This window comes from Actinomadura montaniterrae, from assembly GCF_008923365.1.
GTDB lineage: Bacteria > Actinomycetota > Actinomycetes > Streptosporangiales > Streptosporangiaceae > Spirillospora > Spirillospora montaniterrae.
The window spans coordinates 1-13,365 of sequence record NZ_WBMR01000243.1 but is presented as its reverse complement, the minus strand read 5'-3'; the positions used below and the strand labels follow the sequence as shown (position 1 = coordinate 13,365).

10 protein-coding genes are annotated in these 13,365 nt (G+C 76.4%); 3 read left to right on the top strand and 7 right to left on the bottom strand.

All coding sequences use genetic code 11. From position 1 onward, the window contains the following. Positions 1 to 77 precede the first annotated feature (77 nt). Genes F9B16_RS53755 through F9B16_RS43100 form a run of 6 tightly spaced genes read right to left on the bottom strand, consistent with a single transcriptional unit; the run spans position 78 to position 7,131 of the window. A complete protein-coding gene (locus tag F9B16_RS53755) occupies positions 78 to 200 on the bottom strand; it encodes a hypothetical protein (protein WP_264159856.1) in 123 nt (40 codons plus the stop codon). Further along, positions 197 to 913: an FHA domain-containing protein gene (locus F9B16_RS43120; RefSeq protein WP_151546049.1), complete on the bottom strand. Its 717-nt coding sequence runs from the start codon at positions 911 to 913 to the stop codon at positions 197 to 199. The genes F9B16_RS53755 and F9B16_RS43120 overlap by 4 nt, the downstream gene beginning before the upstream one ends. A gap of 5 nt (positions 914 to 918) precedes the next feature. After that, a complete protein-coding gene (locus F9B16_RS43115; protein ID WP_192809270.1) occupies positions 919 to 2,355 on the bottom strand; it encodes a VWA domain-containing protein in 1,437 nt (478 codons plus the stop codon). After that, positions 2,355 to 3,335, bottom strand: a complete 981-nt coding sequence (locus F9B16_RS43110; protein WP_151546048.1) for a PP2C family protein-serine/threonine phosphatase — start codon at positions 3,333 to 3,335, stop codon at positions 2,355 to 2,357. The genes F9B16_RS43115 and F9B16_RS43110 overlap by 1 nt, the downstream gene beginning before the upstream one ends. Before the next feature lie 2 nt (positions 3,336 to 3,337). After that, positions 3,338 to 5,887: a serine/threonine-protein kinase gene (locus F9B16_RS43105; RefSeq protein WP_151546047.1), complete on the bottom strand. Its 2,550-nt coding sequence runs from the start codon at positions 5,885 to 5,887 to the stop codon at positions 3,338 to 3,340. Further along, positions 5,884 to 7,131: a hypothetical protein gene (locus tag F9B16_RS43100; protein WP_225992456.1), complete on the bottom strand. Its 1,248-nt coding sequence runs from the start codon at positions 7,129 to 7,131 to the stop codon at positions 5,884 to 5,886. Before F9B16_RS43100 ends, F9B16_RS43105 begins: the two co-directional genes overlap by 4 nt. Before the next feature lie 298 nt (positions 7,132 to 7,429). Between F9B16_RS43100 and F9B16_RS43095 the strand changes: the two genes are divergently transcribed. From F9B16_RS43095 to F9B16_RS43085, 3 genes are all read left to right on the top strand, one after another. Next, positions 7,430 to 8,848: a hemolysin family protein gene (locus F9B16_RS43095; RefSeq protein ID WP_225992455.1), complete on the top strand. Its 1,419-nt coding sequence runs from the start codon at positions 7,430 to 7,432 to the stop codon at positions 8,846 to 8,848. Next, entirely contained in the window at positions 8,836 to 9,852 is a 1,017-nt protein-coding gene (locus F9B16_RS43090) for a hemolysin family protein (RefSeq protein WP_151546046.1), read from the top strand. The genes F9B16_RS43095 and F9B16_RS43090 overlap by 13 nt, the downstream gene beginning before the upstream one ends. A gap of 115 nt (positions 9,853 to 9,967) precedes the next feature. After that, positions 9,968 to 12,667: a coiled-coil domain-containing protein gene (locus F9B16_RS43085; RefSeq protein WP_151546045.1), complete on the top strand. Its 2,700-nt coding sequence runs from the start codon at positions 9,968 to 9,970 to the stop codon at positions 12,665 to 12,667. A gap of 16 nt (positions 12,668 to 12,683) precedes the next feature. Here F9B16_RS43085 and F9B16_RS43080 read toward each other — a convergent pair whose 3' ends face one another. Further along, the gene (locus F9B16_RS43080) at positions 12,684 to 13,076 is read right to left on the bottom strand and encodes a phage holin family protein (protein ID WP_225992454.1); all 393 of its coding nucleotides are present in this window, start codon (positions 13,074 to 13,076) and stop codon (positions 12,684 to 12,686) included. Positions 13,077 to 13,365: the final 289 nt, after the last annotated feature.

Genomic DNA, 13,365 nt, shown 5'->3' with positions numbered 1-13,365 from the left:
GTCCGTGCCGGGGGCGGGCGCGGGCGCGCCGGGCGGGCGGGCCCCGGGCGGCGCCGCCGGCTGCGCGGGCGTCATCGTCATGGGGAGCCCTCCTGAAGGGACAGCGTGATGGTCGTCCAGGCGCCGACGTGGACGCGGTCGCCGTCGCCGAGGGGGCGGGCCCCGGGCGGCGCCGCCGGCTGCGCGGGCGTCATCGTCATGGGGAGCCCTCCTGAAGGGACAGCGTGATGGTCGTCCAGGCGCCGACGTGGACGCGGTCGCCGTCGCCGAGGGGGACCGGCGTGTTCACCGCGATCGGGTCGGCGCCGCCGTTCACCGTCGTCCCGTTGGTGGAGCCGGGGTCGACGAGCAGCCAGCCGCCCTCGGGCCGGGCGAGCAGCACCGCGTGCAGGTGCGAGACGCCGGGGTCCTCGGGCGGGCCGCCGAGGTCGATCTCCGGGACGGTCGCGCGGGACGCGCTGCGGCGGCCGATCCTGATCTGCTCGCCGAGCAGCGGGACGCGGCGCTCCGGGCAGTACGGCGGGAACTCCAGGGACCCCGAGTCGGGGCCCTCCTGCGCGATCACCGAGGCGTAGTACTCGCGGTCGGCGGTGATCACCGCGGACCAGCGGGCCGGGGCGTCCGGCGCGGGTCCGGGCTCCTCGCCCGCCTGCGCGGTTCCGGTCGCGAAGTCGTAGCCGCAGTTCTCGCAGAACCGGCCGCTGCGGGGGGTGTCGCAGTCGGGGCAGGCCTCGGGCGACGGCTCCTCCTGCGCCGGGCGCGGGGCGGCGCCCGCCCCGGCGGGTTCGGCGATCGAGACGGCGCCGTGCTCGACCATGGTGTACTCGGCGCGCGGCGCCCCCTCCATGAGGTCGCCGCACACGTCGCAGTAGTCGTCGGCGGCGGACACGTGCCCGTTCGCGCAGACCGGCATGGACCTCAGCTCCCGGCCTCGTCCGGCGGCGTGCCCGGCGGTCCGTCGGGCGGCGCGTCCTGCGGCGGGGGCGCGTCCTGCGGCGGCGCGGCCGGGGTGTCGGCAGGCGGCGCGGCCGGGGGCAGGTCGTTCTTGCGGGTGCGGGCGGTCCGGACGGTCCGCACCGAGCGGGTGTCGAGCGACATCTCGTCGGCCTTCGCCACGTCCGCCTTCAGCCGGACGGTGCCCGTCGCCGGGTCGATGACGTCCACCACCTTGTCCAGCAGCCCCGCGATCTGCTCGTTGCCGACCTCGCGGGCCAGCACCACGGCGCGGCCGAGCCGGGCCGTCGCGGTGTCCTCGTCGCCGTCCCGCCGGGCCTCCAGCCCCTCCTGGATCGCGTCCGCCAGCTCCGACTGCCCGGTGTGGTGCGCGACGCGCCCGTTGATCCGCGTCGAGCGGGCCTCGTCGTCGGTCCACTCGGCGAGGACGTTCCCGGACGCCAGCTCCCGCTCGCCCGCGCCGTCCGAGCCCGGCGCGATCAGCTTCACCCACGCGGCCCGCATCTGCCGCCCGATGTCGCCCGGCGGGACCTCCACGCACAGGTGGTACTCGCGGTTCTCGCTGCCCCACGCGCCGAGCGGGAAGTCTGCGGTCTGCGCGCCCGACTCCCTCCGCTTGGCGGTCAGGTCGTCCACGGCCGGCACCATCTGCTTGAGGAACCGCAGCTCCGCGTGCTGCGGCGTCCACACGCGCAGCGCCACGTCCGCGACGTGCTTGCTCATCGCGGACCGCGTCATCGCGAGGAAGTCGGCCTCCAGGTCCTTCGGGTCGGGGACGTCGAGGAACCCGCCCAGCAGCGCCGAGGTGATCTTGCGGAGCTCGGCGACCTCCCAGTCGGTGCCGACGCCGCGCGCGTCGCACAGGAAGTGCCCGGAGCAGTGCCGCAGCGCCGCGTCCAGCTCCTCGGCGCTCTCGTGCTGGTTCTTGCCGTCGGTCAGCAGGATCGCGTGCTTCACCGCGCCGTCCTGGCCCTCGAACAGCCGGTCCGCAAGCCGCAGCCACGACCCGATCGCGGTGCCGCCCGCCGCCTCCAGCCGGCCGACGGCGTTCGCCGCGCTGCGCCGCGTCGACGCGCTCGCCTCGACCAGCCGCTCCCCCTGCGGGTAGATCATCCTCGGCCGGTTCGCGCCCGCGACGACCGCGAACCGCACCCCGTCGCGCAGCACCCCGACCGCCGCCTTCGCCGCGCGCCGCGCCGCGGCCATCTTGCCGCCGTACGACATCGACCCGGACGTGTCGATGATGATGATCTCCGCGGCGCCGCCCTCGGCGGGCGGGCCGTCGTCGTCGGCGTCCGGGCGCCGGGCCTCGACGGTGACGATGGCGTGCATCTCCCGCCCGCCCGCCGGGAGGTAGGGGTTCTGGTCCACGCGGATCGTGAACTCGGGACGTTCGCTCATCAGCCGGGCTCCCTCGTCGGGTCGGGCGGCGGGAACTCGATGACCACCACCGTCACGTTGTCGTGTCCCCCCGCGTCCAGCGCCGCCCGCACGAGCCGCCGCGCCGCCCCCAGCGGCCCCGCCTCCCCGGCCGCCTCCCCGCCGGCCCCGGCCTCCCCGCCGGTACCGCCCGCCCCGGCCGCCCCGGCCGCCTCGCCGAGCGCGACCGACGCCAGCGCCGCCGCGTCCGGAAGATCGTTCCAGAGCCCGTCGCTGCAGATCAGCACGAGCCCCGGGCCGTCCGGCTCGTACGCGGCGAGGTGCGCCTCGAACGCGCCCGCCTCCGCGCCCATCCACGCCGTCAGCATGTGCGCGCGGCGGTCCGCCCGCGCCGCCGCCGCGGTCAGCTCGCCCCGCGCGACCGCCTGCACCGCCCACGAGTCGTCCGTGGTCAGCGGGTACGACTCGCCCGCCGACAGCCAGTAGGCGCGGCTGTCGCCCAGCCAGCCGACCGTGACCCGCCCCGCCGCCACCACCGCCGAGACGAACGTGCACGCCGGGCCGGGCCCGCCGTCGCCGTCGGCGAGCGCCGCGACCGCCTCGCCCGCCCGCCCCACGGCCTCCCGGGTCGCCTCGCCCGGGCCGGCGCCCGCCGCGATCCGGTCCAGCAGTACCGCCGACGCCGTCTGCGCCGCGGCCCGCGCCGCCTCCCGCGACCCCGGCGCCGTCGCGACGCCGTCGCAGACGACCCCGCACGCCCCGTCCGGCAGCCGCGCCAGCGCGAACGCGTCCTCGTTGTGGACGCGGCGCAGCCCCGGGTCGCTGATGCCGGCGCCGAGCGCGGGCCGCCCGTCCACCACCAGGTGCGCCTCGGCGTGCTCGTCCGCGCCAGGCTGCCGCAGCCCGCACGCCTCGCAGAACCCGTCCGCCGTCACGGCCCAGCTCCCGCAGTCGCGGCAGGCGGCGCCGCCGTGCGCGCCCGCGTTCCGGTCCCCGTTCATCGTCAGAACAGCGTCCTCGGGCGGACGGCGTTGGCGCGCTTCACCATCGCGTGGCGGTGTCCCGGGCCGTCCGCGAGCTTGGCGAGCACCCGGTAAGTCTCCTCCAGCTTCGCCCGCAGTCGAGGCTCTTCGAGGGGGATGCCGAGGATGTCCTTTTCCGGCCGCAGCTGCGCCGGGGTCCGGTCGGCCCGCAGCCAGCCGAGCGCGGCCTCCAGCACCTCCGCGACGAACGCCGAGTACCGCTCGGTGTCCAGCCGCAGCGACCGCAGCCGCCGCCCCGCCTCCACCAGCGCCGCCGCGTTCAGCTCCCCGGCCGGACGGCCCCGCACCGCCGCCCCGACCGCGCCGAGCTGCGCGGCCAGGTAGTGGCTGGAGATCCGCGGCACCGAGTCCAGGACGCGCCCCGCGCTGCCCCGGTCGCCGCCCGCCAGGTACGCGCGGGCCAGCCCGAACGCGGCGCTGACGTGCGTCGGGTCGGTGCGCCAGACCGTCGCGTAGAAGCGCCCGGCCGCCACGTGCTCGCCCAGCAGCTCCTTGCAGAAGCCGAGCGCCAGCTTCGGCGCCTGCTCGCCCGGCATCAGGTCGTACAGGTCGGAGAACACGGCGGCGGCGTCGGCGGCGCGGCCGTCCGCCAGCGCACGCGCGCCCCGGTACCAGTCGACCCGCCAGTCGTCGGGCTGCTCGGCCTCCAGCTCCTGCAGCAGCCGCGCGGCGACGTCCAGGTCGCCCAGCTCGATCCGCACCCGGACCAGCGCGAACCGCACCTCCCGCGACGCCACCGGCGCCGCGGCCAGCGCCGCCGCGAGATCGCCCGGGTCGCGGGCGGTCAGGCCCGCGAGGAACGCGGCGGCCGGGTCCGAGCCATGCACCAGCGGGACGGGCAGGGCGATCGCCGCCGCGGCCGGCTCCAGCGGCGCCAGCACCGGCGCCGCCCCGTTCCGCGCCGGGTCGGGCTCGATGATGTCGGTCCCGGCGGTGTGCTGCTCGGGCCCGAACAGCGGCGACGGCGCCGGACGGGCCTTCCCGTCCTCCGCCGACAGCACCTCCCGCAGCACGCCCGTCAGCTGCTCGGCCATCTCCGCGGCGCTCTGGAACCGGCGCTCCGGATCGGGATGCGTCGCCCGGCGCAGCAGCCGGTGGTACGACTCGTGCCGCTGGAACAGCGGCACCTCCTCGCGCGGCGGCAGGCTGCGCAGGTGCCGCCGCGTGTAGCCGCGGAACGGGAAGCTCAGCACGGCGAGCGTCCGGCCGACCGTGTACAGGTCCGACACGATCGACGGCCCCGTCGAGCCGATCTCCGGCGCCTGGTAGCCGGGCGTGCCGAAGATCGGGCTGTCCACGTCGAACGCGCGCCGCACGCCGCCGAGGTCGATCAGCTTCAGCTGCTCCTCGGACTGGATCGCGTTGTCCGGCTTGAAGTCGCAGTACAGCAGGCCGACGCCGTGCAGGTAGCCGAGCGCGCTCAGCACCTCCAGGCCGTAGGCCAGCACCTGCCCGAGCGGCAGCGCCGCCTGGTCGCCCTCCTCGTCGCGGCGCGCGAGCAGGATCTCCTTCAGCGACCGGCCGCCGACGTACTCCATCACGATGTAGCCGGAGTCGCCGTGCCGCACGAAGTTGTAGATCTTGACGATGTTGGGGTGCTCGACCTCGGCGAGGAACGCCCGCTCGGCCGCGGCGGCGGCGAGCGAGTCGGCGTCGCCGGTGTCCAGCAGGCCCTTCAGCACCACCCACCGCTCGCTGACGTTGTGGTCGCGTGCCAGGTACACCCAGCCGAGCCCGCCGTGCGCGAGGCAGCCCAGCACCTCGTACTGCCCGCCGAGCACATCGCCGGGCTTCAGCTTCGGGGTGAACGAGAACCGGTGCCCGCAGGACGCGCAGAACCCCTCGGTGCGGCCCGGCCGCCCGTCCCGGCCGCGGCCGACCTTCTCGCCGCACCGGCTGCAGTACCGCCGGTTCTCCGGGACCTCCGGGTTCTCCATGATCGCGGACGCGGGGTCACGGAACGGCACCGGCGGCACCTCGACCAGCCCGGCGCCGAGCATCCCGCGCCGCGCCGACCCGGTGGAGCCCGTCCCGCGCGTCCCGCCGCGCGACGCGGTGCGGCCCGAGCCCCCGGACCCGCTCGTCGGCTCACTGCCCGTCCCGCCGGACCCGCCGGTCCCCGACGGACCGGACGGCCCCGTCCCCGAGCCGGGGCCCGTGCCCGAAGCCGGCGCGCCGGTGCCCGACGGTCGCGTCCCCGGCGGCGCACCGGCGCCCGGCCCGTCGCCTCCTCGCCAGGACGCCGGCCGCTCGACCGACGTCGCCGGCGCGTTCACCACCGTCACCGGAGCCGGAGCCTGCGCGGAGGCCGGTGCCGAACCGCGTGCCTGCGCCTGCACGGAACCGGCGGACGGCGGCCCCGCGAGCGGCCCGGACGGCGGCGCCGTCACCGGGCCCGATCCCCCCGGGTCCGCGGGCGGCGGCTCGGCGAGCGGCGCCATCCCGCACACGTCGCAGAAGCCGTCCCCGCCGACCTCGCCGGTGCAGCCGGGCTGGGTGCATCGGGTCATGTGGTCCCCGTCCCGTCGTTCTCGCGCGCCCTGATCTCGCGTTGGTACTCGGCCAGCAGCGCGGTCGCCCGGCGCAGGTCGCACGGCGCCGACCACAGCACGTCACGGGCCCGCCCGTGCAGCGCCGTGAGCGCCTCGTCCTCGGCGAGGCCGAGCCGCGCCGCCTTCGCCCGGTACGCCTCCAGGCGCCCGCGCAGCTCGCCCCGCCGGTCGAGGAGCCCCTCGCTGAGACGCAGATCGTCGCGCGCCCGTTCCAGCGCCTCCGCCGCCGCGCTCTCCAGCGCCGCGACCCGGCCCGCCATCTCCACCCAGCGGCCCGCCTCCCGCAGCCGCTCCAGCGCCGCGAGCCGGTGCCGCAGCCCGTCCCCGAGCCCCCGCGCCGGCGGCGGCACGTTCGGCGCGTGGATCTTCAGCAGCACCGTCGCGTGCGCCTCGCACGCCCGCCGCTCGGTGTCCTCCACCCGCTCGATCGCCTCGCCCAGGCCCGCGACCAGCTCGGCGTACTCGTCGCGGAGCCGCGCCACGCCCGCCAGCTCGTCCTCGATCGACCGCAGCGACGCCCGCACCCGGTCCAGCCGGGACGTGTCGGGCCTGCCGTCCGGGCACAGCGACAGCGGGTCGGTGCGGACCAGCCGGCCGAGCGCGGTCAGCTCGCGGCCCAGCCGGTCCAGGTCCGGATGCCGGGTGCCGTCGAGGGAGTGCGCCAGCCGCGCCGTCCGCTGCCAGCTCTCCTCCGCCTCCTCCAGCGGCGCCAGCAGCGCCGACCACGCCGCGTCCGCCGCCGCGACCTCCTTCGCCACGAACGCGAACGCGTCGGACATCATCCCGACCGCCTCGTCCAGCGTCGCGCGCTTCTCCTGCGGGCCGAGCAGCGTCCGGTCCTCGAGGGGGATCTCGCCGTCCGGCAGCTCCACCGACCGCCCCGACAGCATCCCGGTCAGCTCCACCAGCGTCGCCACGTCCGGCCGCGACGACCGGTCGCGCAGCGCGCACGCCTCGTCCAGCACCCGCTGGTAGGCGTCGAAGACCCGCCACAGCAGCGTCAGCCGGGCCCGCACCTTCTCCCACCGCCGCCACGTCTCGCCCGCGAGCCGGGCGCCCTTCAGCAGCCGGACGCCGGTGTGGCCGTCGAGCTCCAGCAGGGACGCCGCGATCCGCTCCCGCTCCGCGCCGAGCGTCCGGAGGGCATGGTCGACCCCCTCCCGGCTCATGGGCGCGGCGGCCCCGGCCCCGCTCTCGTCCACCTCAGCCCCGCGTTCGGTTCTCTCGGCCCCGTGCGCGCCCCCCGGTCCCGGCGGCCTGGGAGCAAAGGACCGCTCAAGTATCGGGCACGCTCTCTCCAACAAGTGTGATCCGTGACACTTGGCGACACAAGCGCCTGTCCTCGCGGGACAGGCCCCCGCGGGGGTGGGACGATCAGCGCGGGCCCGTACCCTGGTGCGCCGGGAACCTCGCCGCCCGAGGCGGCGTTACGCAGGTAGGCCCAGATGAGAGGAGTGGTGAGTCCGCGGTGTCGGACCCCAGCCATAGACCCGGTGCCCCATGCTGAGCGCGGCGCTGGGACTGCTCGCGGTGATCGTTCTCACCGCCGCCACCGGATACTTCGTCGCCCAGGAATTCGCCTACGTCGCCGCCGACCGCGCGGCCCTCGAGCAGGCCGCGGCGCGCGGTGACGCGTCCGCCCGCCGGGCCGCGAAGGTGATCGGGCGGCTGTCGTTCATGCTGTCGGGCGCGCAGCTCGGCATCACGATGACCACGCTGGTCGTCGGGTTCATCGCCAAGCCCGCCCTGGCCGGGCTGATCCAGCCGCTGCTGGACGCCGCCGGGATCCCCGAGGGCGCGACCGGCGCGATCGCGCTGGCCGCCGGGTTCGTCCTGGCCACGCTGATCCAGATGCTGCTCGGCGAACTGTTCCCCAAGAACCTCGCCTTGGCCCGCGCCGAGTCCTTGGCGCGCGCGCTGGCCTCGTCCACGCTCGTCTACCTGACGGTGGCGGGGCCGCTGATCCGGCTGTTCGACCGCGCCGCCACGCGGCTGCTGCGCACCGTCGGCGTCGAACCCGTCGAGGAACTGCACAGCGGCGCCACCCTGGAGGAGCTCGGCGACATCATCGGCAAGTCGCAGAGCTCCGGGCACCTGCCCGCCGACCTGTCCGGCCTCCTCGACCGCGCCCTGTCGTTCGGCGACCTCACCGCCGACGAGGTCATGGTCCCGCGCCCGCAGGTCAGCACGCTGCCGTCCACCGCGCCCGCCGCCGACCTCGTCGCGCTGATCCGCGAGACCGGGCACAGCGCCTACCCCGTCTACGACGGGGAGGTCGACGACGTCATCGGCGTCGCCGGTGTCCGCGAGGTCGCCGACGACGCGCTCGACCCCGCCACCCCGGTCGGGCGGATCGCCCGGCCCGCGCTGCTCGTCCCCGGCAGCCAGCCGCTGTACGGCGTCATCGAGCGGATGCGCGAGTCCGGCGAGGAGTTCGCCTGCGTCGTCGACGAGTACGGCGGCCTCGCCGGCATCCTCACCTTCGAGGACGTCGCCGAGGAGCTCGTCGGCGAGATCGCCGACGAGACCGACGCCCGCGAGGACGCCCCCACCACCGGCCCCGACGGGTCCTGGCTCGTCGACGCCGGCATGCGCATCGACGAGGTCGTCCGCCTCACCGGCCTCGACCTGCCCGAAGGCGACGCCTACGACACGCTCGGCGGCCTCGTCATGGCCGAGCTGCGCCGCCTCCCCTGCCCCGGCGACCGGCTCACCGTCGCGCTGGACGGCGCGTCCGGCCACGGCGAGCCGGACGGCGCGTCCGGGCACGCCGAGCTGGAGGTCGTCAGCGTCGCCCGCCGCGTCGCCGAGAAGATCCGGATCCGCACGGCCGCCGCGCCGGCGCCGGCGGACCGCCCCGAGATCTCCGACCCGCCCTGCGCCGCACCGCGCCCCGAGGAGGCGTCGTGGACCCGCTGACCTCCCTGCTCGTCACCGTCCTGCTGCTGATCGGGAACGGCTTCTTCGTCGCGTCGGAGTTCGCGCTCGTCGCCGCGAACCGGTCCCAGCTCGAACGCGCCGCCGGGAAGGGCAGCCGACCCGCCGCGGCGGCCGTCGCGGGCGTCCGCGAGCTGTCGCTGATGCTCGCCGGCGCGCAGTTCGGCATCACGATGTGCTCGCTGGGCCTCGCGATCGTCACCGAGCCCGCGTTCGAGCACCTCCTCGAACCGCCGCTGCACGCCATCGGCGTCCCCGAGGCGGGCGCCAAGGCCGCGGCCCTCGCCTGCGCCCTCGGCGTCATCACGTTCCTGCACATGGTCGTCGGCGAGATGGCGCCGAAGTCGTGGGCGATCGTGAACCCGGAACGCTCCGCGGTCCTGCTCGCGCTGCCGTTCCGCGGGTTCGCGAAGGTGTCCCGCCCGATCCTCGCGGCGCTGAACGCCACGACCAACGGGCTGCTGCGGCTCGTCCGGGTCACCCCCCGCGACGAGCTCGACGAGCACACCGACCCGGCCCGGCTCAGCCACCTCGTCGGCGAGTCCCGCCGCCTCGGCCTCATCGGGCGCCACGACCACGAGCTGCTCCGCCGCGCGATCTCCGCGCGCGAGGCCACCGTCCGACACCTGGTCATCCCGGCCTCGTCGGTGACCACCATCGACGCGGGCGCGTCCGCCGCCGACATCCGCCGCACCGCGACCGCGAGCGGCCACAGCCGCCTGCTCGTCCGCGGCCCGGACGGCGCCGCGACCGGCATCGTGCACGTCCGCGCCGCCATCACCGAACCCGACGGCGACCGCTCCGCCGGCGACCTCGCCTACCCGGCGCCCGCCCTCACCGCGGAGACCACCGTCCTCGACGCCGTCAGCCGGATGCGCCGCGCCCGCGCCCAGCTCGCCGTCGTCAACGGCGACCGCGGCGGCTTCGCCGGCATCGTCACCCTCGACGACCTCCTCGCGGAGCTCCTGGCCACCAACCCGCACTGACCGCCGGGTGAAGATCATCACGCCCGCGCAGATGATCGTTTCGATGTGAGACGTTAGACGCGGGCAGAAGGGGACACATACGGCCCCGGGGTCGAACTCGGACGGGATGGCGTCGGTGAACCACTCAACGGAACCCAACGGGCCGGACGGCGCGCCGGAGCCCGAGGCCGACGCCCGCCCCGACCTCGAAACGCTGCCGCTGACCGAGCCGGCCGCCGAGGAGACCCCGCCGCTGGGCGTGGAGGAGGTCCCCTGGGGCGGCGCCGAACTCGTCGAGACCGCCTACGCGGAACTGACCGACCGGTACGAGCACCTCCAGACCCTCCTCCAGGACGACGCGCTCGGCTGGACCGCCCAGATCGCCGCCCTCCGCGCCCTCCGCACCGGGCAGGTCGCCGGCGACTGGGAGACCCTCGCCCGCCTCCTCGTCGCCCCCGGCACCCTCGACGAGACCGACGCCGTCCGGCTCGTCCGGACGGCGGACGAACCCGCGACCGTCCGGTCCCTCGTCACGGCCCTCAAGGCCGCCGGCGAGCGCGTCCTGCTCCTCGCCCCGACCACCGAGAAGGCCGCCGAGCTGGTCGAGGCCGTCCAGGACGACGCGGAGATCCGCACCCTCCTCATCGAGACCCACCCGCCCCGGCCGCCCGCCACGCCCGACGGGACCCTCCAGCTCCCGCCCGTTCCCGACACCATCTCCGACTCCGGCTCCGACTCCGCGGTGACGTCCAGGGACGGCTACGGCTCCAACGGAACGGTCGAGTTCAAGCCGGTGACCGGCCTCCCCGAGCCCGGCGCGGCGGCCGCAGGCGCGACGCGAGCCGAGCCCCTCCCCGCCCCCGTGCAGGCCGACACCCCGCCGCCCGCCGCACCGCCCGCAGGCGAGGCGAGCGCCGCGGAAACGACCCGAGCCGAGCCCCTGCCCGGCCCCATCGACGACGACGTCCCGCCCGGCGCGGAGCCGAGGGAGAGCTCACCGGCCGATTGGTACGCCCAGCCCATCGCCCCCGAGGCGGACGTCCCGGAGGTGACGCCGGCCGAGCAGCTCAGCCCCGACGCGAGCGCCGGCGCCCCGTCTGCGGAGACCCAGGCGCTTCCCGTCGTCACGAGTGACGCCGAGGCCCCCGACCCGGCGCGTCCGGAGGATGAGCCCGCGCACGACGCGGGTGAGGGGTCTGGGCACGGGGTGTCCGAGGCGTTGCTGGGCAGCGGGGCTCCGGAGACGTGGGTCATGGGAGCCGGGCTGCGGGCCGTCGGCGAGGGGTGGCCTCGGACGTGGCGGGCCGAAGCGGGGGTGCTGCGGCGCGGGTTGATGCTGCTGGAGCAGTGGCCTCGGGACGCGGAGGCGCTCGCGGCGGTGCGGGCGGAGGTCGCCGCGCGGAAGGAGGCGCTGGACGCGGAGCTGGCGGCGCTGGCGGCCGGGATCGAGGAGGCGCGGGACGCGGCGCAGAGCGCGGAGGAGCGGGCCGCCGAAGCGGAGGCCGAGGCGGAGCGGCTCGTCGCGGTGCAGCGCGAGGCGGAGGAGGAGCTGGCGGGCCCCCGCGCGGAGGCGGAGCGGTTGCAGGCGGCCGCGGACGCGGCGGGCGCCGAAGCGAGCGAGTTGACGCGGGTCGCGGACGAGGCGTACGCGCGGTGTACGCAGCTGGATCAGCGGGCCCGCGAAGCGCAGGACGAGCTCCGGGGCGCCCAGCAGGTGGAGGCGTCGTTGAAGGACGAGCTGGCGCGCGCGCAGGAGGCGTTGCCGGCGGCGATGGAGGAGGCGGACAGGCTGGCCGCCGTGGACGCGGACGCGTCGGCGGAGGGGCATGCCGCCTACTACCGGCTGGTGTCGGCGGAGTCGGCGCTGGCGGCGGTGCGGCGGAAGATGACGCTGCCGCAGCGGCTGCACGTGGCGGCGCCGCCGTCGGATCTGAAGAGCATCCGCGCGGAGGTGCGGGCGCGGACGCGGGACGCGGACGAGGCGGCGAAGCGCGCGCAGGAGGCGAAGGACGCCGCTGAGCGGGCGGAGGCGCACCGGCAGGGCCTCGCGACGTTCGTGGCGGAGAGCGGGCCGCGGCTGGCGACGGCGCGAGAGGCGCAGGAGCGGCTGACGACGGAGCTGGCGTGGCTGGCGACGGAGCGCGAGACGGCGGGCGCGGAGCACCAGGAGCAGGCGCGGCGTGCGGCGGAGTCGGTGGACCGGGCGACGCAGGCGGGCCTGGAGGCGCGGGCGGCGCACCAGGCCGCACGGGTGATCGAGGAGCGGGTGGAGGCCGCGCGGACGGGCCGGGAGGAGGCCCTGGCCGCGGTGGCGCAGGCGCGTGCGGACGCGGAGGCGGCGGTGGCTCGCGCCGCGGAGACGCGGGCGGAGCTCGACCGGCGCAGCGCGCAGGGTGAGGCGGAGACGACCGCCGGTGAGGCGGAGCTGCGAGCGGCGGTGGAGACGGAGGCGCGCGCGCGGCAGAACGTCCGGGACGTGTTCGGGGCGGACCCCGCGGACGACCCGGACGTCATCGGCGAACGCCGCCGGTCGGCGATGGCGCGGATCGAGGAGCTCAGCGGCCTGCTGGAGAACGGCGAGGTGGACGGCGCCGCCCTCCTGCCCGCCGCCGACCTGGTGATCGGGACGCCGGTGGGCGTGGGCGCGGCCGTGCCGGACGAGCGGTTCGGCGCGCTCGTCGCCGTGGGCGCGCTCGACGACGCCGACTTCCTCGTCGGCGCCGTCAGGGCGGGCCGTTGGATCCTCGTGGGCTCGCCCGAGGACGAGCAGCCGGGGCACGGGACCTTCGCCCGCTGCGCGGTCGCCGCACCCCGGCTAGCCGAGAACGGTCTATGACTTAACGGTCTATGACTCAGTCATCATCATCGTCATCGTCGTCGCCGGGGACGAGGACGTGGAGGAGCCAGCCGACGATGCCGACGACGATCGCGCCCCAGAAGGCCGGCCAGAACCCGCTGACGTGGAACGGCAGGTCGAGGCGGCCGGCGAGCGCGCTGGTCAGCCAGAGCAGCAGGCCGTTCACGACGAGGCCGATGAGGCCGAGGGTGAGGATGTAGAAGGCGCAGCCGAGCGTCTTGACGATCGGCTTGATGACGGCGTTGACCAGGCCGAAGATGACAGCGACGCAGAGCAGTGTCAGCGCCCGGTGGGCGGTGTCCCGGCCGGTGAGCGTGATGCCGTCGATCAGCGCGGTGGCGGCCCAGAGGGCGATCGCGGTGATGACGACCTTGATGAGGATGCGCACAACTCGAGGATGGTAGGGGGTGATCGCGAATTTCATCCCTCTGCGCGGCGATTCGCCGGGCGCGTCGCTCATCATCCGGAACGACCGGGCAGCCGCCCGGGGGGCGCGCAGGCGTCAGTCGGCGCGGTCGAAGAACGGGGAGCGGGCGGAGACCTGGGAGCGCGGCCCGACGCGGGTCGCCTGCGCGCCGGGCGCAGCAGGAGCGGCAGGAGCGGCGGGAGCAGCGGGCGCGGCGGGGGTGGGCGCGGCGGCGCCGCGGCGGGAGAGCGGCGGCGCGCCCGCACCGGAC

What these genes read in the sequence shown, in the direction of transcription:
- F9B16_RS43105 (WP_151546047.1), bottom strand. Translation starts at nt 5,887, where the DNA reads ATGACCCGATGCACCCAGCCCGGCTGCACCGGCGAGGTCGGCGGGGAC.
- F9B16_RS43110 (WP_151546048.1), bottom strand. Translation starts at nt 3,335, where the DNA reads ATGAACGGGGACCGGAACGCGGGCGCGCACGGCGGCGCCGCCTGCCGC.
- F9B16_RS53755 (WP_264159856.1), bottom strand. Translation starts at nt 200, where the DNA reads ATGACGATGACGCCCGCGCAGCCGGCGGCGCCGCCCGGGGCCCGCCCC.
- F9B16_RS43095 (WP_225992455.1), top strand. Translation starts at nt 7,430, where the DNA reads ATGCTGAGCGCGGCGCTGGGACTGCTCGCGGTGATCGTTCTCACCGCC.
- F9B16_RS43120 (WP_151546049.1), bottom strand. Translation starts at nt 913, where the DNA reads ATGCCGGTCTGCGCGAACGGGCACGTGTCCGCCGCCGACGACTACTGC.
- F9B16_RS43115 (WP_192809270.1), bottom strand. Translation starts at nt 2,355, where the DNA reads ATGAGCGAACGTCCCGAGTTCACGATCCGCGTGGACCAGAACCCCTAC.